Annotated in this window: 21 protein-coding genes; 10 read left to right on the forward strand and 11 right to left on the reverse strand. The window is 58.3% G+C overall.

Translation table 11 applies throughout. The features are described 5' to 3' along the window. Positions 1-15 precede the first annotated feature (15 nt). Positions 16-723: a GvpL/GvpF family gas vesicle protein gene (locus VB780_RS24200; RefSeq protein ID WP_323353749.1), complete on the forward strand. Its 708-nt coding sequence runs from the start codon at positions 16-18 to the stop codon at positions 721-723. A gap of 75 nt (positions 724-798) precedes the next feature. On the opposite strand, the gene VB780_RS24205 is transcribed toward VB780_RS24200, so the two are convergent. From VB780_RS24205 to aspS, 3 genes are all read right to left on the reverse strand, one after another. Further along, positions 799-2,244 (reverse strand): ammonium transporter, encoded by a 1,446-nt coding sequence (locus VB780_RS24205; protein ID WP_323353750.1) that lies wholly within the window; start codon positions 2,242-2,244, stop codon positions 799-801. A gap of 120 nt (positions 2,245-2,364) precedes the next feature. Beyond that, positions 2,365-2,937 (reverse strand): Uma2 family endonuclease, encoded by a 573-nt coding sequence (locus VB780_RS24210; protein ID WP_323353751.1) that lies wholly within the window; start codon positions 2,935-2,937, stop codon positions 2,365-2,367. Positions 2,938-3,017: 80 nt separating this feature from the next. Next, the gene (gene aspS / locus VB780_RS24215; protein WP_323353752.1) at positions 3,018-4,811 is read right to left on the reverse strand and encodes an aspartate--tRNA ligase; all 1,794 of its coding nucleotides are present in this window, start codon (positions 4,809-4,811) and stop codon (positions 3,018-3,020) included. Between the two features lie 103 nt (positions 4,812-4,914). Between aspS and VB780_RS24220 the strand changes: the two genes are divergently transcribed. Continuing rightward, positions 4,915-5,697: an HAD family hydrolase gene (locus VB780_RS24220; RefSeq protein ID WP_323353753.1), complete on the forward strand. Its 783-nt coding sequence runs from the start codon at positions 4,915-4,917 to the stop codon at positions 5,695-5,697. A 23-nt stretch (positions 5,698-5,720) separates the two neighbouring features. After that, positions 5,721-6,296 carry a DUF1802 family protein gene (locus VB780_RS24225; protein WP_323353754.1) on the forward strand — a complete coding sequence of 192 codons (576 nt, stop codon included), beginning with the start codon at positions 5,721-5,723 and terminating at the stop codon, positions 6,294-6,296. Here VB780_RS24225 and VB780_RS24230 read toward each other — a convergent pair. Continuing rightward, the gene (locus VB780_RS24230) at positions 6,250-7,725 is read right to left on the reverse strand and encodes a 1-acyl-sn-glycerol-3-phosphate acyltransferase (protein WP_323353755.1); all 1,476 of its coding nucleotides are present in this window, start codon (positions 7,723-7,725) and stop codon (positions 6,250-6,252) included. The two genes, VB780_RS24225 and VB780_RS24230, sit on opposite strands and share 47 nt — an antisense overlap. Before the next feature lie 415 nt (positions 7,726-8,140). Here VB780_RS24230 and VB780_RS24235 point away from each other — a divergent pair, with 415 nt between their 5' ends. Further along, positions 8,141-8,722 carry an FHA domain-containing protein gene (locus VB780_RS24235; protein ID WP_323353756.1) on the forward strand — a complete coding sequence of 194 codons (582 nt, stop codon included), beginning with the start codon at positions 8,141-8,143 and terminating at the stop codon, positions 8,720-8,722. Here the strand turns inward: VB780_RS24235 and dprA are convergent. The 5 genes from dprA to VB780_RS24260 form a co-directional block, all read right to left on the reverse strand. Beyond that, positions 8,719-9,858: a DNA-processing protein DprA gene (dprA, locus tag VB780_RS24240; protein WP_323353757.1), complete on the reverse strand. Its 1,140-nt coding sequence runs from the start codon at positions 9,856-9,858 to the stop codon at positions 8,719-8,721. The genes VB780_RS24235 and dprA overlap by 4 nt on opposite strands. Before the next feature lie 54 nt (positions 9,859-9,912). Beyond that, complete coding sequence (locus VB780_RS24245) at positions 9,913-10,200, reverse strand: hypothetical protein (protein ID WP_323353758.1); 288 nt, start codon at positions 10,198-10,200, stop codon at positions 9,913-9,915. Positions 10,201-10,242: 42 nt separating this feature from the next. Continuing rightward, positions 10,243-11,778 (reverse strand): AAA family ATPase, encoded by a 1,536-nt coding sequence (locus VB780_RS24250; protein ID WP_323353759.1) that lies wholly within the window; start codon positions 11,776-11,778, stop codon positions 10,243-10,245. 211 nt (positions 11,779-11,989) lie between these two features. Then, complete coding sequence (locus VB780_RS24255; protein ID WP_323353760.1) at positions 11,990-12,604, reverse strand: 50S ribosomal protein L25/general stress protein Ctc; 615 nt, start codon at positions 12,602-12,604, stop codon at positions 11,990-11,992. A gap of 49 nt (positions 12,605-12,653) precedes the next feature. Then, positions 12,654-13,988, reverse strand: coding sequence for an adenylosuccinate synthase (locus tag VB780_RS24260; RefSeq protein WP_190631408.1), 1,335 nt, complete (start codon positions 13,986-13,988; stop codon positions 12,654-12,656). A 314-nt stretch (positions 13,989-14,302) separates the two neighbouring features. Between VB780_RS24260 and VB780_RS24265 the strand changes: the two genes are divergently transcribed. Then, on the forward strand, positions 14,303-15,373 hold the full coding sequence (locus VB780_RS24265) for an adenosine deaminase (RefSeq protein ID WP_323353761.1): 1,071 nt from the start codon (positions 14,303-14,305) through the stop codon (positions 15,371-15,373). 126 nt (positions 15,374-15,499) lie between these two features. On the opposite strand, the gene VB780_RS24270 is transcribed toward VB780_RS24265, so the two are convergent. Then, positions 15,500-15,826 carry an RNA-binding protein gene (locus VB780_RS24270; RefSeq protein WP_323353762.1) on the reverse strand — a complete coding sequence of 109 codons (327 nt, stop codon included), beginning with the start codon at positions 15,824-15,826 and terminating at the stop codon, positions 15,500-15,502. A gap of 403 nt (positions 15,827-16,229) precedes the next feature. On the opposite strand from VB780_RS24270, the gene trxA reads away from it, so the two are divergent. Beyond that, a complete protein-coding gene (trxA, locus tag VB780_RS24275; RefSeq protein ID WP_323353763.1) occupies positions 16,230-16,553 on the forward strand; it encodes a thioredoxin in 324 nt (107 codons plus the stop codon). A gap of 11 nt (positions 16,554-16,564) precedes the next feature. On the opposite strand, the gene VB780_RS24280 is transcribed toward trxA, so the two are convergent. Next, on the reverse strand, positions 16,565-17,140 hold the full coding sequence (locus tag VB780_RS24280; RefSeq protein ID WP_323353764.1) for a Uma2 family endonuclease: 576 nt from the start codon (positions 17,138-17,140) through the stop codon (positions 16,565-16,567). Between the two features lie 119 nt (positions 17,141-17,259). Between VB780_RS24280 and glgA the strand changes: the two genes are divergently transcribed. The 4 genes from glgA (at position 17,260) to VB780_RS24300 (ending at position 22,038) form a co-directional block, all read left to right on the forward strand. After that, the gene (glgA, locus tag VB780_RS24285; RefSeq protein WP_323353765.1) at positions 17,260-18,747 is read left to right on the forward strand and encodes a glycogen synthase GlgA; all 1,488 of its coding nucleotides are present in this window, start codon (positions 17,260-17,262) and stop codon (positions 18,745-18,747) included. A gap of 105 nt (positions 18,748-18,852) precedes the next feature. Continuing rightward, entirely contained in the window at positions 18,853-20,163 is a 1,311-nt protein-coding gene (locus VB780_RS24290; RefSeq protein WP_323353766.1) for a GTP cyclohydrolase II, read from the forward strand. 2 nt (positions 20,164-20,165) lie between these two features. Then, positions 20,166-21,437 carry a URC4/urg3 family protein gene (locus VB780_RS24295; protein WP_323353767.1) on the forward strand — a complete coding sequence of 424 codons (1,272 nt, stop codon included), beginning with the start codon at positions 20,166-20,168 and terminating at the stop codon, positions 21,435-21,437. Between the two features lie 241 nt (positions 21,438-21,678). Beyond that, positions 21,679-22,038, forward strand: a complete 360-nt coding sequence (locus VB780_RS24300; RefSeq protein ID WP_323353768.1) for a BON domain-containing protein — start codon at positions 21,679-21,681, stop codon at positions 22,036-22,038. Positions 22,039-22,041 lie beyond the last annotated feature (3 nt).

The raw sequence follows: 22,041 nt of genomic DNA on the forward strand, positions 1-22,041 counted from the left end.
AAGGCCTTAGATATCGTGTCTCCAGAGCTGACCCCAGGGCTAACCCAAGAGCCCATCTATCTCTACAGCATTTGCCCCCGCCCCCTGCAACCTCTGCCCCTCCCCCTCGGGCTGGCCGCACCCACCCAGCTGATTGCTGTAGACAATGTCGCTGCCCTAGTTGAAACCGGCGTCGATCTCCAGACCCTGCAAACCGACGAACCCCGGCTGCTCAATGCGGTGCTCAGCCACGATCGCGTCATCTGTGAGCTATTTCAGCACACCCCCCTGCTGCCCCTGCGGTTTGGCACCCAGATTGCCTCCATCGAGCATCTCAAGGCCCACCTAGCCAGCCAAGGGGCCGACTATGCCGCCAAGCTCGCCATCCTAGGCCACCAAGTTGAGTACCAGCTCAAACTAATTGCCCAAGCCGTCGAGCTGCCTCCCCTGGCTGCAGGACTGACCGGGCGCGACTACTTTTTGGCGAAAAAGCAGCGCCTTCAAGATCAAACTGCCGCCCAAGAGCAGCAGCGCCTAGAGCTCGATCAGGTTCTCGATCACCTCCATACCCTCTACGAAAACTACATTGAGACCGAGAGCCCCGCCGGAGAAGCACGGGTGTACCTGCTGATCGATCGCGCTGCTGCTGAGGGTCTAGAGCAGCGGGTAGAAGAGTGGCGATCGCAGACCGCCCACTGGAGCATCATGCTCAGCGAAGCCCTTCCCCCGTACCACTTTGTCTAGCAATTTTGGATTTTAGATTTTGGATTTTCGTTGGCTCACCCCAATCCAAAATCGCAAAGCGCAAATCCAAACTCGTCACGGCCCCACCTGAAACTCCGGATAGGCCTCCATGGCGTGCTCGCCCAGGTCGAGACCCTGGATTTCTTCGGTCTCAGATACGCGAATGCCTACCGTGGCCCGCAGCGTCAGCCAGCATACCAGGCTAAAGGCCACGGTAAACGCCCCCACCGCCGCAACGCCCAAGAGCTGAATGAGCAGTTGCTGAATGCCACCCCCCATCAGCAACCCAGCCAGGGGGCCAGATGTTTCGTCATACCATGAATAGACGCCCGGAGTAGCGCTAAACAGCCCCAGAGCCAAAGTGCCCCAGACGCCACACACCAGGTGTACCGAAACAGCCCCCACCGGGTCATCAATTTTGAGCGCGTCAAGCAGCGTGACCGAGAAGACCACAATGACCCCGCCGACTAGGCCGATAAGCGCCGCGCTGCCCAAATTGACGTAGGCGCAGGAGGCCGTTATCGCTACCAACCCCGCCAGCACCCCATTGATAATCATCGACAGGTCGGGCTTGCTCAGGTAAATCCAAGAGGTCACGGTGGCGGCTAGACCGCCGAGGGCAGCAGCAATGTTGGTGGTAACTACAATGTGGCTAATGGCAAAGGGGTCAGCGGCCATAGTTGAGCCGGGGTTAAAACCAAACCAGCCCAACCACAGAATCAGACAGCCCAGCGCCGAGATGCTCAAATTATGCCCCGGCATGGCCACCGGACGCGCCTGAAAGCGCCCCAGCCGTGGCCCTAGCACAATCGCCCCAATCAATGCCGACCAACCGCCGACGGAGTGCACCACTGTAGACCCAGCAAAATCGTAGAAGCCTAGGTTAGAGAGCATGCCGCCGCCCCATACCCAGTGACCGGTGATCGGATACGACAGCCCCACTAGCAGCAGGCTAAAGATAAAAAATGCCAAGAATTTAATGCGCTCGGCCACTGCCCCAGAGACAATGGTAGCCGCCGTCCCCGCAAAGGCCAGCTGAAAGAAAAATTTAGCGTTTAACGGCACCCCGGCCCAGGCCAGGGAGCTAAAGGTGCCTTGATAGTCTGCCCCGGTGGCCGGGCTGTTGTCGGCAGCTTGCAGCAAGAACCCCGAGAAACCAAACAGCGGGTTGCCATCGCCAAACATGAGGCCAAAGCCCACCACCCAAAACGCTAGAGTCGAAAGGCCAAATACAATCAGGTTTTTGGCCAGTAGGTTGACGGCGTTTTTGCTGCGGCAAAAGCCAGTTTCAAGCATGCAAAATCCGGCGTTCATAAAGAACACCAGAAATCCGGCCACCAGCACCCACACGGTATCTAGGGCCACTTGAAGATCGGCGGTGCTAGAGCTTTGGGCCAGGGCAGCGGGGCAGAAGATAGCTAAACTACCTAGGGTTACCCAGGGCACATAGCGCCATCGCCCCCCCGGCCTTCCTAAAGGATGCACAGATTGCTTCGAGGCTCTGTCTGATTGCTGCAACATAACGACCACGTGTCTCCCAATCGGCTCTCTCTAATAAGCCCATAGGTTGCCACGAATTACGGTTCATGGTGCAAGTTTTTATACCGCTGCCAGCTTTGCTCGCAGAAATATAAGCCTGACTCAAAGCGCCGTGCCTTTTGGCGATAGCACCTTGGCTGTCGTCAAACTCAACCCTGGAAATTGAGGAGAACACAACAGGGCCTTCCCCTGCAACTCCTGAACTTCGTATAAGCCATCCACTAGTGTCAACACCGTCACCTTGGCCTTAGCCGGGTCAACAATCCAATATTCTGAAATGCCCCGTGCTGCGTACTCCGATCGCTTGTAGCGGTAGTCGCGAGCTTCGTTGGCTTTGCCGGGCGAAACCACCTCTACCACCAACAGCGGTGCTGGCATGTCTTCGGTAATGGTGCTGCGGTCCGTGTCTTCTAACAGTGCCGCTAAGTCTTCGCCCAACACCAGCAAATCTGGATACCGCACTCGTCCAGATACCACGATTTCGGTATCCATTCGGCGCAACCAGTGCAAGGGCAGGATTTGCAAGAATTGTTGCAATAGAAATAATGAGACCAAAACGTTTCGCGGACTCTCTGGCGGCATCTCGATCACTTCCCCATCCACAAACTCACAAAGAGCATCTGAGTCTGTTTCCAGACTCAGGAAATCGGCCAGAGAGAGCTTAGTGGCAACCATCAACAACCTCAAACAACCGTAGGGTGGGCAATGCCCACCAGTAGGGGATTCATTTGTGAACCATCCCCTTACCTACAATTCTACTCGTCGGCTTCGGGGTCGTAGGTAGAGGCGATCGCAAGTTCCTTCAACTGAGCCTCGTCTACGCCCGAGGGAGCCTGGGTGAGCAGGCAACGGGCCTGCTGGGTTTTGGGGAAGGCGATCGCATCCCTAATTGACTCCTCCCCGGCCAGCAGCATGACGATGCGATCGAGCCCGTAGGCGATACCGCCGTGGGGCGGGGTGCCATACTCAAAAGCTTCGAGCAAAAAGCCAAACTTGTCACGGGCTTCTGACTCAGATAGGCCGATGGTTTCAAACACCTGGCTCTGCACCTCGGGCTGGTAGATGCGCAGGCTGCCGCCGCCGATCTCGTAGCCGTTGAGCACGATGTCGTAGGCGATCGCCCGGGCCGTCTTGAGGTCGTCAATATCCTCAGGGTTGGGCGCGGTGAAGGGGTGGTGCAGGGCTTCAAGGCGCTGCTGATCGGCGTTCCACTCAAACATGGGGAAGTCGGTGACCCACAGCAGGTTGTAGGTGCCCTCGGGGATCAGGTTCATTTCGCGGGCGATCGCCTGCCGCACTCGATCCAGCGTGGCATTGACAATATCGGTTGGCCCCGCCCCAAACAGCAGCAGCGTGCCCTCGGTGGCCCCGGTGCGGCGCAGCAGTTCTGCCATTTGATCGGCATTCAGGTTGTCTTTAATTGCGCCGATGGTGTCTACTTCGCCATTGGCCCGCACCCGCACGTAGGCCAGCCCCTTGGCTCCGGCCTCCGCCGCGATTTTGAACACATCACCGCCCGGCTTAATCCGCACGTTGGAAATTTGGTCGTTGCCGTTGGGAATGGGCAGCACCTTGACGATGCCGCCGTCGGCGATCGCGCCCGAAAACACCTTAAAGCCGCAGCCCTTCACCAGGTCAGACACATCCACCAGCTCCAGGCCGTAGCGGGTGTCGGGCTTGTCGCTGCCGTAGCGATCCATCGCTTCAGCGTAGGTTAGCCGAGGGAAGGGAAGAGGGATTTCAACGCCTTTCACTTCTTTGAAAATGTGGGCCACCAGGGCTTCATTTAGCGCCAGGATCTCGTCCTGGGTCATGAAGCTCATTTCCATGTCGAGCTGGGTGAACTCGGGCTGGCGATCGGCCCGCAAATCCTCATCGCGGAAGCAGCGGGCGATCTGGTAGTAGCGATCGACCCCCGACACCATTAGCAGCTGCTTAAAGAGCTGGGGCGACTGCGGCAGGGCGTAAAATTCGCCAGGGTTGACCCGCGAGGGCACCAAGTAATCGCGCGCCCCTTCTGGGGTCGAGCGAGTGAGGATAGGGGTTTCGACTTCGTAGAAGCCCTCTTGATCTTCTAAAAAGCGGCGGATGGCTTTGGTGACTTCGTGGCGAATGCGCAGGTTCTGGGCCATGCGTTCCCGTCGCAAATCCAGATAGCGATACTTCAGCCGCAGGTCTTCGCGCACGCTTTCAGAATCGGCGGTGGAGACCTGGAAGGGCAACGGCTTACGCACCGCGTTCAGCAGCTCGATGGTGTCGGCAAAGATCTCCACCTCCCCGGTGGGCAGCTTGGGGTTAATGGAACCCTCCTGGCGCTGGCTGACCCGGCCCTGGATTTTGACCACGTACTCGTTGCGCAGCGGGTCGGCCTGGGGATAGGAGGCCGGGGTGCGCTCAGGGTCGCTGACGATCTGCACGACTCCGGTGCGATCGCGCAAATCAATAAAAATAACGCCCCCATGGTCGCGGCGGCGATCGACCCAGCCGAACAGGGTAACGGTGCTGCCAATGTCGCTGGCCCGCAGGGTGCCGCAGTAGTGGGTGCGCATAGTGAACTGCTTATAGTTGAAATTTCAAAACCTTCCCATTATCTAGGATAGTGGGTGAGCTTGAAAGCTATTTTTTTGGGCGAATTTCTAACGGAACTCTGTGATGTCAGTGCTTGAGGATGAAGGAATGGTGGGGGTGCAGTGCGGGCAGCAGCAGATCGCCAACGTGGAGGCGATCGTATTCGACAAAGACGGCACCTTGGCCAACTCTCACCATTTGTTGCAGCGCACAGCTCTGGCACGGGCAGAGGCCTGTGCAGCGGCAGCGGGGGCGGGGGATGACCTGATTCAAGCCCTTTTAGACTGTTTTGGCGTCTCTGCCCACAGCATAGACCCTGACGGGCTGATGGCAGCGGGCACCCGCGAGGCCAATAAGCAAGGGGCAGTAACGGTGCTGGTGAAGGCGGGGCATCCCCTAGAGCAGGCTACGGAGTGGGTGGCAGACTGCTTTGCAGCGGTGAATGCAGCCCGCAACGGCAAGGCGGCCTATACCCCACCCTTTGAAGGTACGGCGGCCATGCTGAAGCGGCTCAGTCAAAGCCCTCTCAAAATTGGCGTGCTGTCGTCCGATAGCCCAGCCTTCGTCGAAGAATTTTTGACCTACTACGATCTTTTGTCCTGGGTAGATGAGTGGCAGGGGACAGGGCCAGAGGATCCGCCGAAGCCGGATCCGACTCTGCTAGGGGTATTGTGCGATCGCCTCCAGGTTTCGGTCGCGCGCACCCTAGTTGTCGGCGATAGCTGGGCTGATCTAGCCTTGGCAAAGCAGGCCAAAGCCGCAGGGTTTGTGTCGGTATCTGAGCCCTGGGGGCGATCGCCCGTGCCCGGTGCCACCCTAGTTTTAAGCCAGTGGGATGATTTAGCGGTCGAGACTGAGTTTGATTGACCCGATAACGATGGAGAGCAAATATGGTGTCGTGGGTTCTAAAGGAATGGCAGGCTGCGGTTACGGCTCTATTGCAAGGCGAAACCATTCTGCTGCTACGTAAGGGCGGCATTCGCGAAGCCAAGGGGCAGTTTTCGCTGGCAGCTCGCCAGGTGCTGCTGCTGCCCACCACAGAGCATCAAAAAGCGGCCCTGCTGAAGGATGCCTTTCGGCCCCTGGTGACCGGGGAAATCGCACACGATGACCAGGTGCGGTTTGACGGGTGGGCGACCATTACCCACGCCCTGCCCCTCGGCGCAGAAGCTGAGGTGGCGTCCCTGCTGCCCTACCTGGTGTGGAATGAGCAATTTGTGGCAGAACGGCTCAACTGGCAACCCGATCGCCCCCTCTATGGGCTGTTGCTCAGAGCATATCGCTTTCAGCAACCTCTGCTGTTGCCCCGGCACAGAGGCTACAGCGGCTGCCGATCGTGGGTGGAGATCGGCCAGGAAGTGGGAGTGGATCACAGCGTCCCAGCCCTGGCGGAAGCGAACTATCAGCAGCAGGTCGCGGCTATTTTGGCGCAGTTGCCTGCGGTGACTCCGAACCTGGCGGATTAGGGATAATCATGGCTTCTAGCGATGCTTGTAGGTCGGCGGTAAGCTGGGCAACGGCCTGTTTGCGGTTGGCTTTGTAATCGGGCCAGCGATCGCTCACTGAGATCGGTTCCCCCACCGTGAGCACCGCCTGCTGTGGCCCCAGCTTGGGCCGGGGAAACGGGTTTTTGCCCTGAATTAAACAGACGGTATCCCGCAGAATCATCACGGTCTCGGCAAAGCGCTCGGCGGAGGGGCGCTGCCGCACATACTGTCCGGTAACGGCGACAAAATTTTCGACCAGGCGCATGTGCCACATGCGAAGGGCAGCTTCTTCGGCTTCGCGGTCGGCCAGCCCCAGCTCCACCGCTGACAACGGTGGGTCGCCTACAAGGTCTTGGCGATAGATGCGCTCCCACCCGGCTTGCTCAATGCGGCGACAGCGATCGATCAAGCTGCCCCGAGGCGGCAGCTTGAAGTAGGTTTCAACGACCTCAAGGGCGGCATTCATGAGAGCTTCAAGGCGGTTTCGGAACGAGTATTCGTTCTGAGTTGGGTCTCCAACGCTCTGCGAATCGCCCTCGGGTCTAGGGTCATCATTGGGATTAGTCGGTGACAGCGCCGAGCCATAAACCCGGTTGTAGTAGCTTTCCATGAGCGTGAGTAGGTGTTCACCCAGGCTGTAAAGCCGTCCATAGCGTTGCTCTGTGGCCGCTGCGGCAGTATCGCCTAGGGCATAGACCGTTGTGAGAGATTCCAGGCCATTTTCGCGCTCTAGGCGGTCTAGCCAGCGATCGAGTTCCTTCCACGGTGGGGTGAGGTAGCGGTAGGAAATGCCCAAGGGTAAAATGACGACCCGCTCTGCCCGGCCCTGGCTGAGCATATCTTCGGCGCACCAAAAGCCCATCTGGGCAATGCCCGGCTCCAGGGGGCTAACGATTTCCGTATGGCCGTTATTGCCTCCCTCGGGGGCCGCTGCCAGGGGCAGGGTGCCATTGGCCAAGAGGTTACGGGCTGAGCGCAGCCCCTGGCGATCGACCTTGCCCCGCTGAATGGGGGTGCCCCCCAGGCGGCTATAGACCCACCCCACCCAGCCACCGGCCCATAGCGGGATGCCGCGATCGTAGATAAAGTGGGCATGTACCGGGCGCTTGAGCTCAATGCCCAACTCCCTGGCCCGCTGAGGTACCGCGCGCCACATCAAATGGGCCAAACAGTAGGGATCGAGCGGGCTAGGGTGGCGAAAGGCCAGCAGAAAGCGGGTTTCCCCAGAATTAAACGCTTTTAGTAGATGCACCAGCCCGTCGGGGTTGACCACCTCCACCTGCTGAATCTGCTCGCGCCACCGCATCCAGTAGGGCAGCGCCAGGCGAATTAGGGCCAGCACCCGAGTATCCAACGCGGGGGGAATGAAGCTCAGGGGGGGCTGGGCGCGGGGGGAGGGGTTAACCACAAATTCATCCCCGAGGACGGTGAGAACACCCCGATGATATAGCAGCGGCGTGAAAAACCCTGCGCCTTTGTGAGGCGATTAAAGCCCCTCAGTGAATTTGCGGATAAATCATAAAGCTTTTATAAGCAACCCTAGCTCTAGCATTGTGCCTGCTGTAGAAACCCAGTTTAATGGCAGCAGCCAAACCCGACCGGGTCAGGCGCTTGAGGAAAATCGTCACGTGTGATTCTCACAGTCCCTAAGGAGTTTCTCTATAACGCCCAAAGCTGCAAGGTTCATTGGAGCTTTGGTGCGGGTGCACAAGCCAGGTACACCACCAACCCTGTCCCCTACAGTCGAGGCTACGGCCCAGGCTGCTGCGGTTAGTGGATGACCTGTTCTAGAGACGTAGTTAGCGGTAAAACGACGGTTTTTTATGGTTTCCTCCCCCTTCTTTTCTGCCGACTCAGAGCAGCGGTCTAGTACTGCGCCTAAAAGCCCAGGTGACAGCGCGATTCGCGAAGCGAGCCCAACGGAAATCGCCTCTCCCCCCTGGCTCTTAGACACTCTCTTTCGCAACTTGAGCTACGACCTAGAGCAGGTCGCCGACATTATTGACCCAATTCTGACGGCCCAAAATCACTGCTACCGCACCACATGGTACGTGCAGGGCATTGTGGCCGACGATCGCGCCTTTCTCAGCACCAATATCAACGCCGATCGCGCCATTCAGGTCACGCTGTGCGGCACCCGCTGGCTGCTGGGGCAGGGTCGCCGCTGCGCCGTGGCCCTGCCCCAACCGGGAATTGCCGACTGCCATGCGGCCCTCAACTTTGACCCACTGCATGGATTCTTCCTCGCCGACCTGGGCAGCGATGGGGGTACCTGGGTCAATGGCCGCCGCCTAGCCCCGGCCCAGCGCCACTACCTGCAAGACGGCGACCTGGTGAAGCTGGGCAGCCTGCGGTTTGAGTTTTTGCAGCAGCGCTGCGACCAATCGGTGTGGGATGACGTCTAACAGCGCTGGTAGCGCATGCCCGGCAGCTGGATGACCAGACCCATCAGCTCTAGCTGGACGAGGGTGGCCAGCACCTCTCCGGTGGGCTGGGCCAGCTGCTGCACCAGACTGTCGAGGGCCGTGGGTTCGTCGGTAATGGTGGCCAACACCTGGGCCATGGCTGGCGATAAGGGCGGCAGCACCGGAGGACTGACCGGCGGGCGATCGCTCTTTCCAGGCGAGACATCGCCCGCCGGTTCACCACCAATCTGGGGCATCTGTCCGAGGGCGACGATCAGCGTCATGTCATTTAAAACCATCTGGGCACCCTGGTTAATCAGCTCCAGGCAGCCCTCACTGTTGAGGTTATCGAGCGACCCCGGCAGGGCAAACACATCGCGGCCATAGTCATTGGCCAATTGGGCCGTGATGAGTGCCCCCGATCGCGCCGGGGCTTCGGCCACCACCACCGCTCGGCTGAGCCCGGCAATGATGCGGTTGCGGCGGGGAAAGTGGGCGCGATCGGGCGGGGTGCCGTTGGGGTGCTCACTCAGCAGCAGCCCGTGGCGGGCAATGCGATCGTGAAGGTCACGGTTGCCCAAGGGATAAACCTGATCAACCCCCGTCCCCAGCACCGCAATAGTGAGGCCACCACTCTCTAGGGCTTGGTGGTGGGCATAGCGATCGACCCCCTTGGCCAGCCCCGAGATCACAATCACGTCGTGGGCTGCCAGTTGTTGGGTGAGGCGGCGGGTCCAGCGCTGACCGTAGTCTGACGGGTTGCGTGTGCCCACCACCCCCACCGAAGGCCTCATGGGCAGCGCACTAATCAACTCCGCCTGACCCCGGTAAAACAGCAGCGGCGGCGGGTCAGTGATTTCGTAGAGCAGAGCCGGGTACTCAGCATCTGCCGGAGTCCAAAAGTTGGGGTGCTGCTGTTCGTAGCTGGCCAGCAGTTCTATCGGGGAAACCGTCTGCCGATACTCCAGCAGTTTGGAGCCCAGCCCTAAACCAATGCCCTCAACCTCCAGCAGGTCAGCTCCGTCAGCCTGCCAGGCGATAGATAAGGTGCCAAAGTGACTGCACAGCCGCTTCAACAAAATTGGGCCAAGCCCATAGGCCTGAGCCCAGGCCAGCCAATACGCTCTTTCTGCCATGCCGGACGGGAATAAGAATCTCCCGCTCAGTATGCCCGTATTGCCCTGCTCGCCCTACCGACGCGCCCGAGGCAACCGAGGCAACCGCTGGGTGCCACCGCGCCTCAAGAGGTTGCCCAAGGGCAGCCGTCTCGGGTTGAGCTGGCGCAGGGGGGCCGGCAGTTCTAGGGGGGTAGTGGGTTCACCACCGGGGGTCATCCACCAGGCGTTGATGGTGCCCCCGGCAAACCCAGCCACCGCGCCCAGCAAAATACTGGGTACCACCCCATAGCCCAGTAGCAAGAATAAAAATAAAAAGGCCAGCCAAATTTTTAGCGCTGGTGGAATAATTTTGTCGGCCACCGGTACCTCCTTTTTGGGGCGCTAGTGAGGCTAGGCAAGCGCCTAAGCCCCTACTATAGCGGCTATTTGCTGGGGCACCGCCTGGGTGGTGTCGATCGCCCGCACCAGCGGCTGCTCTACCTCGGTAAAGGGCTCCATGTGCTGGCGCTGGAGCACCGCCACGGTGGCATCGGCGATGTCCCCGGCGCGATCGCGCACCCGCTGCTCCAATACCTCCGGGGGAGCCGTGCAGTGCAGAATTGTCAGGGGCAGTCCGACTTGTTGAATAGTCTCGAGCGCGGTCTGGCGCAAAGTCTGGCGATCGTACTTGGCATCGAGAATTACCGGGTACCCCGCCTGGGCCAGGGCAATGCCCAGGGTGAGGAGGCGATCGTAGGTTTTCTCGGTCATCGCTGGGGTGTAGAGGCTTTCGTCACCCCGCTGGTCTAGGGGCACCCCGGCCAGGTGCTTGCGCACCGCATCGCTGCGCAGGTGAATGGCATTGATGTGGCTCGCCAGCTGCCGAGCGGTAGTAGACTTGCCCGACCCGGATAGCCCAGCCATTAGGTAAACAGCCCCGCTGCGGGGTTGGCATACCGACCAGGCCAACCGGTAATAGCCAGCTGCCGTCTCAGCCGCCTTGCGCTTAGTCTCCTCATCCACCGACGGATCGCCGAGCAAGAATGAGGTCACCTTGGCCCGCACGTAGGCCTGGCGGCTAATGTAAAGAGGCAGCAACTGCACCCCTTCCCAGTCGCCCGTGCGCTCCACGTAGTGATTCAAAAACACCGTGGCCAGAGCAGCACAGTTTTTAGAGAGCAGATCCATCACCACAAAGCCCACGTCGTACATGACATCGACGTAGCGAAAGGGCTCGTTGAACTCAATGCAGTCAAATAGGTAGAGCTGATTTTGCCAGAGGCAGATGTTGTTGAGGTGCAAATCGCCATGGCAGGCGCGAATCCAGTTTTGTTCGACCCGCCGTTCAAACAAACCGCTGTGGGCCGCGAAGAAAGAGTCGGTATAGGCCTTGGTCTCGTCAAATTGAGCCTGGGTCTGGGGGCCGCCGATAAAGCCAGTGGTCTGCTCATAGTTTTCGTCAAAGGCCTGGCGAATCTGTTCCACCGCGCCAAAGGTGCGAATGTGGTCGTTGGTTTCGGCCCCCAGGTGAAAGTCGGCTACGGCCGCCGCGAGTTCTACCATTAGGGATTCGGTGAGTTCACTGCGATCGTATAGGGCGCTGAGCAGCGCATCCTGCGGGAACTGAACCATTTTGACGGCATATTCCACAGCTGTGCCGCTGCCCAGGTGATAGGTGTCTCCGGTTTGGCCCAGGGCAACCACCTCTAAATACAGCGCCCCGGCTCCCCGCTGGTTAAGCCGCAGTTCCTCTTCACAAAAGTGGTGCCGCTTTTCCAAGGTGGAATAGTCTAGAAAGCCGAAATTCACCGGCTTTTTCACCTTGTAGGCGTAGTCGCCGGTCAGCAGCACGTAGGATACGTGGGTTTGCAGCAGCCGAATCGGCTCAACCACCGAGTGGGAATAAAACTCCGGCTGACACATCTGCTGAATCAACTCGGGGAGGGTGAAATCGGCCATATCCTACCTGCCAAAAACTGTCTAAACAGTACCGTCTAATACGAAATCCGATTTGATAAACCCCGATTCATAATCAGGACCCCCGTAGGGGTGTAGCATGCTACACCCCTACAACTCGAGGGTATTCATTCGGGATTTGGTATGAACACTATAAAAGGGGCAAGGAATCCGCTTCCTAGCCCCTCGTGATGGAAAGCTCGTGCTAACCAGCCTATTCTGCCGCTATCACCACCTCAGTCTCGCCCTCACCCTCGCTTCCAGCCTCAGCCATGCGCCCCTGGAGAACCGTAGCAATGGTTTGAGTTTGGTCGCCAGCTACCACAGCGCCCTCGGGTAGTATCAAGTCAGCCACGGTAAGTGAGTCACCCACTGCTAGCCCAGACACATCCACCTCAATTGCCTCGGGAATGTCGATGGCCTTACATTTAACGGTAACTTCGTTGAGTTCGGTATTGAGCACGCCACCGTCATTTTTTACGCCCGTGGGCTCGCCCACAAAGTTCAGCACCACACCAACTTCCACTTCGTCCTGGGCCTTAACGGCAAAGAAACTGAGGTGGTAGACGGTGTTTTTCCAGGGGTGAGCCTGGACTTCCCGCAGCAGGGCTTTACCGTTCCAGGGCATGTCTGGAATGGCCAGGTCAATCATGGTGTTGTTGACGGCGGCCTTGCGCAGCAGCAGGTCAGCATCTTTTTGGTCGACAGTCAGCGACACCGACTCGGTGCCTTGGTGGCCATACAGCACCACTGGCAGCAGCCCCTCGCGGCGCAGGGCGTTGGGCTTAGCTTTTGGATCGCGCGATTTGCACTCAATAGTCAGTTGCATGGAAAATCCCCCGTTAAAAATAAATTCAGAAAACAAACGCTGCCAAGCCCTAGGCCACCTGGGACTCACCATTCTCGTAGAGCAGTGCGCGCTTCGGCCCATGGATGGGGTCTTCTACGATGATAGTCTGGTCGCGGCTGGCCCCGAGCGACACGATCGCGATCGGCACCTCCATCAGCTCCGCCAAAAACTTGAGGTAGTCTAGGGCGGCTTTGGGCAGGTCGCTGAGCGATCGGCAGTGGTCAGTGGGCTGTTTCCAGCCGGGCATGGTTTTGTAGATCGGCTTGCAACGGCCAAAGGCCTCAGCACTGGCCGGTAGCTCTTCGCAGCGCTCCCCGTCTAGCTCGTAGGCCACGCACACCTCGATCTCATCCACATCGTCGAGCACGTCGAGCTTGGTGACAGCAAGGCAGTCGAGGCCGTTGATACGCACCGCGTAGCGGCCAATTACGGCGTCAAACCAGCCGCAGCGGCGACGGCGACCGGTGGTGGTGCCAAACTCAGCACCGCGATCGCAGAGCAACTCACCCATGTCACCGGTCAGCTCGGTGGGGAAGGGGCCTTCCCCAACGCGAGTAGTGTAGGCCTTGGCCACCCCAATCACCCGATCGATTACCGTGGGGCCAATGCCGGTGCCGATGCAGGCTCCGCCCGCCACCGGGTTAGAGGAGGTGACGTAGGGATAGGTGCCGTGGTCGAGATCGAGCAGAGTGCCCTGAGCCCCTTCAAACAGCACGTTTTTGCGCTGGCGAATGGCCTGGTAGACGTGGAGCGAGCTGTCAATTATGTGGGGCCGCAGCCGCTCCGCATACTCAATATATTCGTCGATTACCGCCGCTGGATCGAGGGGGGCGAGGTCGTACAGCTTTTCGAGAATGCCGTTTTTGTACTGAATCGTCCACTCTAGCTGTTTGCGCAGGCGGGCGTAGTCCATCAGGTCAATGATGCGAATGCCGATGCGCTCAGACTTGTCGGCGTAGGTTGGGCCAATACCGCGCTTGGTGGTGCCAATTTTGTGGTTGCCCCGACGCTCTTCCGATGCCTGATCGATCAGGCGGTGGTAGGGCATGGTGACGTGGGCCGCATTGGAAATGAAGAGGTTTTTGGTGGAAATTCCTAGCTCGACCAGCTTGTCGAGTTCGCCGATTAAAGCCTTGGGGTCAATAACGGTGCCGCTGCCAATGACGCACTCGGTGTCGGGATAGAGAATGCCGGAAGGAATTAGGTGCAGCTTGAAGGTTTGATCTTTAACAACGACGGTGTGACCGGCGTTTACCCCACCCTGGTAGCGCACAACTACGTCTGCCGAACGACTCAGCAAATCGGTAATTTTGCCCTTACCTTCGTCGCCCCACTGGGCCCCAATCACTACAACGTTTGCCAAGGGAATTCAGGCTCTAAAGTTCACACAAATTCCCATTATCACTAGGTAAATGTCATTGTGTCAACTCAAAATTCGTGGTCTGAGTTAGGGGCATTTTGATCTAAAGCTCAAACCTCCAGCAAATTAAATGTGTTTAACCGTATACCCAATGAGTGAAATATGCGATAGAACATAAGCATATTCAGTTTACATTTCTTTAGATTTTCTACAGATTTGCGATGGTTGTTGACGTTCTCACTCTCTGGAGAAAGGCGGCCAGCACCCGTCACGGGCTAGTAGCCCACCCATAAATCTTAACCAAGGCGGAGGTTGCCGTGAGTCTATATGCTGAACTACACCGCCACCTGGGCGGTTCTGTCGTACCCCGAGTGCTGTGGCGCTATTTTGAGCGCAATCGCCCCGATCTCTCGGGCCAGTTTGCCGATTATCCGGCGTTTGAACAGTTCTATACTCGACCCCGCAACACCCTCGCAGAATATTTAGAGCTGCACACCCTAGTGGAAAGCGTGCAAACCCACGAGGCCTTGCCCTACTTTATCTATCGCCTGATTCGGGGAGCCTACATTTTTGAGAATCTGGCCTACTTAGAACTGCGCTACACCCCCTACCTGCGCACCCCCGAACACTTGACCCAGAACCAGCGCATTGAAGCGATGGCCGAGATTGTGGAAATTGTGGGCCGAGCCAGCCAGCAGCCTGAGTACCCCATTGTGACCAGGCAGATTCTCTGTATGCACTCGCGGCTGCCCCACGAGGTGAACCAGGCCATTGTGGAACTGGCGGGGCAATATCCCCAGTACGTGTGTGCGGTGGATGTGGCAGGCGGTGATGCGAAGTACGGCGATCGCATCGACGAGTTTACCCAACTCTACCAGCGCGCCCAGGATCTAGGCCTCAAAACCACCGGCCATCTCTACGAGACCGTCGATGGCGATCACCCCAAGCTGTTGCCCTACCTGATGCGGATTGGCCACGGCATTCAAATTCCGCTGCGGCACCCGGATTTGCTGCCTGAGGTGGCGGCCCGCGGACAGTGCCTGGAGGTGTGCCCCACGACCTACCTCAAAACCGGCACTCTGGACGAAATTTATCAGCTCAAGACCGTGTTCGATCGCTGCTTTGAAGCCGGGGTCGATATCGCCATCTGCACCGACAACGCCGGGCTGCACAACGTGCGCCTGCCCTTTGAGTACGAAAATCTGCTTACCCACGATGTCATTGGCTTTGAGGAGTTACAAGCCTGCCAGGAAGCGGCTTTTCGCCATGCCTTTGCCTGGCCCCACCGCCAGCCTCCCGCCACGCTGTTGACCGATATGCTACAGGTGCCACCCCGTGAGCATCCTGCCGATAACGAATTTAGCCAAGAGGTGCTGGCGCTGTCCTAGGGCCAACTGAAGTTAAGGGATGATCCAAAGCCGGAAAATAGATAATCAAAAGGGGTTCAGACATACATGCCTGAACCCCTTCGTTGCAAACAGTCTAATTACTAGAACCAGACCACAAGCTTAAATTTAGTAACCGCCACGGGAGAAGCTGTCGCCGCCGCCACGACGACCGCCGCCGCCGCCGCCAAAGTTGCCGCCGCCGCCACGATCTTCGCGGGGCTTGGCCTTGTTAACTTTGAGGTCACGGCCCATCCACTCAGCACCATCTAGGGCTTCAATGGCGGCGTTTTCTTCAGAATCGGCAGCCATCTCTACAAACGCGAAGCCGCGCATGCGCCCGGTTTCACGATCGGTGGGAAGCTGAACCCGCTTGACAGACCCATACTCTGCAAACACAGAGGTGAGGTCTTCGCTGGTAGCGTCATAGGACAGGTTGCCTACGTAGATTGACATATCTTGTCTCCAAAAATTAAAGGATGTGCAGAGCAAAATTTCGGAGAGGAGTCTGTCAATGGAAAAACGGGAAAATTCGTTAGTACTAGAAACAAATGCTGCTAACCGATCTCTATATCTCTGGAGATACCCTAGCACGTTTGAAAAGCTGGTGGAGCCTCAGAACGTCAAATCGCCCAATGAAAACTAGCTGTGGGTTGGAAAGCACCGTACGACCGTATATCTAGCGTTTTACTTGTAAAGTTTTGTATTATTTTGGTGGCGACGACTCTGGGTAAATTCCGGTTCCAGGTCAGCTATATAACCGCGTTAACCCACCTTGCCTCGGGGAAGGGCAGTGGGTACCAACTCGTTTCCTGAACCATCCCCATGGGAGAATGGGCCTTTAACTGAGATTTCATCTATGCCCGCCGCCTACATTGAAAACGAAACTGAGTTCGATGCGCTTTTGACTGCGGAATCACTGTTTGTGGTCGACTGCACCGCCGCCTGGTGTGGCCCCTGCAAGCTAGTGGCCCCGCTGATGGATCAGCTGGCTGACGAATACGGCGATCGCGTCAAAGTCCTCAAGCTCGATCTAGATGCCAATCAGGCGGTGGCGAAACGCTACGGCATTCGCAGCATTCCCGCCGTGATGTTCTTTCAGCAGGGCGATGTGGCCGAGACCCTGGTAGGGGCGAAAAAGTACGACGAATATAGTGAAACCCTAACTAAGTATCTGGGCTAGGGCGTTTACCCCTACCAAAGCTCTGCGATCGCCACCGTTAGTTCTGGCAGCACCCCTTCCCCAGAGAGGGTTTGAGGAGCGTTGAGAATTTCTCGATCCATGCCAGGTCGATAAATTTCGACCTGACGATCCTGAATGTTGATCAGCCAGCCTAGACGGCAGCCATTGGCTAGGTATTCTGCTAGCTTGGCCTGAAGCGGCTGGAGGCGATCGCTCTTAGAGCGCAGCTCAATTACAAAGTCAGGACACAGGGGCGGAAACGAGTCTTGCTCTGCTGGGGTGAGCGCGTTCCAGTGGGCTAGGCTGACCCAAGCCACATCAGGGGAGCGCTCTGCCCCGTTGAGCAGGCGAAAGGTCGTCGATGAATCAAACACTACCCCCAGCCTGCTGCGACGGTTCCAAAGGGTGATGTCTGTAGTTAGGTCGCTATTGCGGCGGCCCGTATTTCCTCCCGTGGGGGGCATGAGCACCAGTTCTCCGGCGGCGGTGAGTTCTAGACGCAGATCGCGATTGGCCAGAGCTAGCTGCTCAAACTGCTCGTGGGTAAGACGAATGACCGAGCTGAGATCGAGGGTAAGGGCAGTCATCGGCAGGGCTGAACGCATACCTCATTATGGAGTATTGCCAAGGGTCAAAGATCTAGGCATAACGCCCACACCCCCGTAGACTGAGGACAACCGATTGATCCAACAGCAGGGCGGGCGATATGGAAATTCTTTTTGTAGCAGCGGAAGCGGCACCCCTGGCTAAGGTCGGCGGTATGGGTGACGTCGTGGGTTCCCTGCCCAAAGTGCTGCGCAAGATGGGGCACGACGTGCGCATCTTCATGCCCTACTACGGCTTTTTGCCGGATAAGGTCGATATTCCTGAAGAGCCGGTGTGGAAAGGCACCGCCATGTTTAACGACTTTGCGGTGTACGAAACCACCCTGCCCGAGTCGGACGTGCCGGTGTATCTGTTTGGCCACCCGGCCTTTGACCCCCGTAAAGTCTATGGCGGCGACGATGAAGCCTGGCGGTTTACCTTCTTTGCCAACGGCGCGGCCGAGTTTGCCTGGAACTACTGGAAGCCCCAAATTATTCACTGCCACGACTGGCACACGGGCATGATTCCGGTGTGGATGCAGCAGTCACCCGATATTGGCACGGTGTTTACCATCCACAACCTGGCCTACCAGGGGCCGTGGCGCTGGGAGCTAGAGCGCATTACCTGGTGCCCGTGGTACATGCAGGGGCACAACACCATGGCGGCGGCGGTGCAGTCTGCCGATCGCGTCAACACCGTGTCGCCCACCTACGCCGAGCAGATCAAAACCCCGGCCTACGGCGAAGAGCTGGAGGGGCTGCTGTCGTTTATTAGCGGCAAGCTGACCGGCGTGCTCAACGGCATTGACGACGAGTCGTACGACCCCGCCACCGATCGCTACATCACCAAAACCTTCACCGCCGACAGCCTCGAAAACCGCCGCACCAATAAGGTGGCGATTCAAGAAGAGCTGGGCCTAGAGGTCAACTCGAAGGCCTTTCTGGTGGGCCTGGTGGGCCGCCTGGTGGAACAGAAGGGGCTGGATTTAATTCTGCAAATTTTGGATCGGTTTTTGTCGTACACCGATGCGCAGTTTATTTTGCTGGGCACGGGCGATCGCTACTACGAAACCCAGCTCTGGCAGATGGCCAGCCGCTACCGGGGCCGCATGGCCACCTACCTGCTCTACAGCGAGGGGCTGGGTCGCCGCATCTACGCCGGGGCCGATGCCTTTCTCATGCCCTCGCGGTTTGAACCCTGCGGTATTAGCCAGATGATCGCCATGCGCTACGGCTGCATCCCAGTCGTGCGGCGCACGGGCGGCCTAGTGGACACGGTGCAGCACAACGACCCAGAAAACCATACGGGCACTGGCTACTGCTTTGATCGCTACGAGCCGCTGGATCTATTTACCTGTCTGATTCGCGCCTGGGAGGGCTATCGCCACAAAGATGCCTGGCGGGAACTGCAACAGCGGGCCATGGGGCAAGACTTTAGCTGGGACAAATCAGCGGTCGATTATGTCAAGCTCTACAGCGAAATGCTGGGGCTAGACTTTAAAGACCAGCTACCTAAGCCTGAGCTAACCCCGGTCGCACCTTCTCCCCAAGAGGCACCAGCGGCGACGGTGAGTGCGCCTTTACCCAACAAATCTTCCCTGCCAAAATAGTTTGGCGAGGCAAAAGGGACGGACGGCATTGCTGTCTGTCACTCGTGAGCGGTTTACAGGGAGAAAAGTGTGGCAGATTAGTGACTTCTGTTCCACGAGGCACCTATGAGCGATGGTAACGGTTCGGCGGCAGGAAACCTGGCCCAACCCAGCCGACCCTGGGTGGGAGACTTGCCCAAACGCCGCCACATTGTGCTCACCTCTCATTCCAATCGGTCGGGGCTGAAGGGCAGCCCAGTACAGTGGGGCCACGGGGATCCCCTCCAACGCGGGGCGATCGTGGCGACGGTTACCGATCCCAACCACCGCAACGCCATTGGCACCCACTCGGGATCCTACGCGGTGTATCGCGCTCTGGCGGTGGCCAGCGGTGTGCTGGATCCTGACCACAAGCCCGACTTTACCAATACAGCGCCTACTATTCCTATTGGCCCCCACCCCAGCTGGGCCGACCCCGAGAAGATTGTCTCGCTGGATCCCTTTGGGGCACTGGTGGGAGAGGTCTATGAATCGCTTTTGACCGAAGGCATCGACCTGCGCCCTAGTATCGCCGTTACCCGCGCCCACATTCAAATGCCCGAGCTGCTGGAGGCGGTGCGCCAGGGACGTATTAAAGAAGATGGCGCGATCGTGAAACCGGGGGGTGACCTGGTAGTTACCAAGGCGGCGGTGGAGCCGGTGTGGTATCTGCCGGGGGTGGCCCAGCGCCTGGGCGTCAGTGAAGAAGATCTGCGCTACGCCCTATTTGAGCAGACCGGGGGCATGTTTCCTGAGCTGGTGACGCGGTTTGATGTGAAGGTGTTTTTGCCCCCCATCGGCGGCATTACGGTCTACATCGTTGGCGATCTAGCAGCAATTACTGCCCCCGATCGCCCTCTGACCGTGCGCGTCCACGACGAGTGCAACGGCTCGGACGTGTTTGGTTCTGACATCTGCACCTGTCGCCCCTACCTGGTGCACGGTCTGGAAGAATGTATTGCTACGGCCCAAGCCGGGGGCGCGGGGCTGATCGTCTACTTCCGCAAGGAGGGGCGCGCCCTGGGGGAAGTGACAAAATTCTTGGTGTATAACGCGCGCAAGCGCCAGGAGGGGGGCGATCGCGCCGATGCCTACTTTGCCCGTACCGAGTGCGTCGCCGGGGTGCAAGACGTGCGCTTCCAAGAGCTGATGCCCGACGTGCTGCACTGGCTGGGGGTGACCCGCATCGATCGCTTCGTGTCGATGAGCGACATGAAGTACAACGCCCTGGTGCGATCGGGCATTGAGATTGTCGAGCGGGTGCCGATTCCCGACGACCTCGTGCCGCCCGATGCGCGGGTAGAGATTGAGGCAAAGAAGGCGGCGGGCTACTACACCAACAAGGTTGCGCCGACAGAAGAGGATTTGGCCCAGATCAAAGGGCGGGGTTTGGAGTAGGGATGGTGACTTTAGGCGGGGATGGGATGGTGGGCGGTGCCCACCCTACGGCGGAGGCCGCGATCGCTTACCTACACAGTCCGCAGGCGATTCGCGATCGCACCCGCGCCCTCGTTGCCCTGGCCGAGCAAGATCAGCTCCAGCACTGGCACTATCACCCCGAAGCGATGCCTGCTACGGCCGCTTACGTTCTCGACGTGATGCGGCAGCAGTATCCCGATGGCGAGATACCGTTCCACTCGCGCTGGCGGCATTTTGAGGTGGCGGGGCGATCGCGCTTAGATCTCCTAGAACCCGAGTTATCAGGGCTGGATTCACTAGAGCAGGCGCGGCTGAAGGTGGATCTGGCCATTACCAGCGTACTGCTGGATGCGGGGGCGGGCAGTCGATGGCGATACGTGGAGCCGGGGACGGGGCTGGAGTTCGCGAGGTCAGAGGGGTTGGCGATCGCCAGCTTCCACAGCTTCACCTCGGGTCTTTTCTCCAGTCAGACTAAGCATCCCTGGCAGGCCGACGCCCATGGACTGACGGAATGCACCGCGGCTCTCCTGGCCCGAGCGTTTCAGGTTAATGACGACAATCTATTATTAGGGCTGGAAGGACGAGTCTCGCTGCTGCAAAAGCTTGGCCACACCCTACAACAACAGCCAGAGTTGTTTGGTACAGCCCTGCCCCGCCCCGGACATTTGGTCGATTACTGGCTGACCCAAGTGATGGACAACCGGCTCTCAGCCACCACTCTTTTGCACACAATTCTCCAGGGCTTAGGCCCAATCTGGCCGGGTCGGGTGGAGCTGGCGGGGGTGAACTTGGGCGACGTGTGGCCCCATCCCCAACTGTTGGATACCGGCCCCGGCAGTAACCTGGTGCCCTTCCACAAGCTTTCTCAGTGGCTCACCTATTCGCTATTGGAACCCCTGCAAGACCTGGGCCTCACGATCACTGACCTCGATCAGCTCACTGGCCTGGCAGAATACCGCAATGGTGGATTGTTCATAGATTGCGGCGTGCTGAGCCTGAAGGAGCCCGCCGCCGCTGAAACAGCCCATGCCCCAGGTTCGCCCCTGATTGTCGAATGGCGCGCCCTCACCCTCTGTCTGCTCGATGACCTCGCCGCCCATACCCGCCAGATTTTGAGGATGGATGCCGAGACGCTACCGCTGGCCAAAATTCTCCAGGGCGGCACTTGGACGGCGGGACGGAAGATTGCCGCAGAAAAACGTCCCGGCGGTGCTCCACCGATGCACCTGGTCAGCGACGGCACAGTGTTTTAATGGTGGGCGGTGACGCTATTCTTGCTTGCGATGTAGATGCATCTGTTGCGGCCCGCCTAGGCGGGTTTAATCGGTCTAAAGGTATAGGAAAAAGAAACTTAAAGTCAGCCTCTAGCGACCTACTAAAAGTTTGGCGATCGCTAACTATGGGAAGAGAAGCGGGGTTTGCAGTGTTAATTCCATTTTTTGGAAGATTCACTCGGACGCTCTGCTTACTATTGAAAGCGTATTGAGGTTGACGATGAAATCTTTGAATTTACTGGCTAAGGGTTCTGCTCTTTTTGCGATCGCCCTTTTTGGGTTAGCCGCTTGCAACCAACCCAATACTGCTCAAACTGAGCCAACAACCCCTGGCGCACCAGCAGCCCAAGATGCCCCGGCCAACCAAACCCTAAGCGCCGATGACACTGCAGATCGGGTAGAAGATGCGCTGGACAACCATGAAACCCTGGGATCGTTTGACCTAGACGCCGATGACGAAGGCGAAACGATTGTGTTGGAAGGCACGGTCGATCAAGCCGAGCAAAGCACCCTGGCAGAAGACGTAGCTCGGCAAACGGCTCCAGACTTTACCATCGTCAACCGTATCAACGTTCGATAATCT

The organism is Leptolyngbya sp. CCNP1308, assembly GCF_034932455.1.
Lineage (GTDB): Bacteria > Cyanobacteriota > Cyanobacteriia > Phormidesmidales > Phormidesmidaceae > Nodosilinea.

Coding starts and splice junctions, on each gene's coding strand:
- VB780_RS24205 (WP_323353750.1), bottom strand. CDS start 2,244: ATGTTGCAGCAATCAGACAGAGCCTCGAAGCAATCTGTGCATCCTTTA.
- VB780_RS24210 (WP_323353751.1), bottom strand. CDS start 2,937: ATGGTTGCCACTAAGCTCTCTCTGGCCGATTTCCTGAGTCTGGAAACA.
- aspS (WP_323353752.1), bottom strand. CDS start 4,811: ATGCGCACCCACTACTGCGGCACCCTGCGGGCCAGCGACATTGGCAGC.
- VB780_RS24220 (WP_323353753.1), top strand. CDS start 4,915: ATGTCAGTGCTTGAGGATGAAGGAATGGTGGGGGTGCAGTGCGGGCAG.
- VB780_RS24225 (WP_323353754.1), top strand. CDS start 5,721: ATGGTGTCGTGGGTTCTAAAGGAATGGCAGGCTGCGGTTACGGCTCTA.
- VB780_RS24235 (WP_323353756.1), top strand. CDS start 8,141: ATGGTTTCCTCCCCCTTCTTTTCTGCCGACTCAGAGCAGCGGTCTAGT.
- dprA (WP_323353757.1), bottom strand. CDS start 9,858: ATGGCAGAAAGAGCGTATTGGCTGGCCTGGGCTCAGGCCTATGGGCTT.
- VB780_RS24250 (WP_323353759.1), bottom strand. CDS start 11,778: ATGGCCGATTTCACCCTCCCCGAGTTGATTCAGCAGATGTGTCAGCCG.
- VB780_RS24255 (WP_323353760.1), bottom strand. CDS start 12,604: ATGCAACTGACTATTGAGTGCAAATCGCGCGATCCAAAAGCTAAGCCC.
- VB780_RS24270 (WP_323353762.1), bottom strand. CDS start 15,826: ATGTCAATCTACGTAGGCAACCTGTCCTATGACGCTACCAGCGAAGAC.
- trxA (WP_323353763.1), top strand. CDS start 16,230: ATGCCCGCCGCCTACATTGAAAACGAAACTGAGTTCGATGCGCTTTTG.
- VB780_RS24280 (WP_323353764.1), bottom strand. CDS start 17,140: ATGACTGCCCTTACCCTCGATCTCAGCTCGGTCATTCGTCTTACCCAC.
- glgA (WP_323353765.1), top strand. CDS start 17,260: ATGGAAATTCTTTTTGTAGCAGCGGAAGCGGCACCCCTGGCTAAGGTC.
- VB780_RS24290 (WP_323353766.1), top strand. CDS start 18,853: ATGAGCGATGGTAACGGTTCGGCGGCAGGAAACCTGGCCCAACCCAGC.
- VB780_RS24295 (WP_323353767.1), top strand. CDS start 20,166: ATGGTGACTTTAGGCGGGGATGGGATGGTGGGCGGTGCCCACCCTACG.
- VB780_RS24300 (WP_323353768.1), top strand. CDS start 21,679: ATGAAATCTTTGAATTTACTGGCTAAGGGTTCTGCTCTTTTTGCGATC.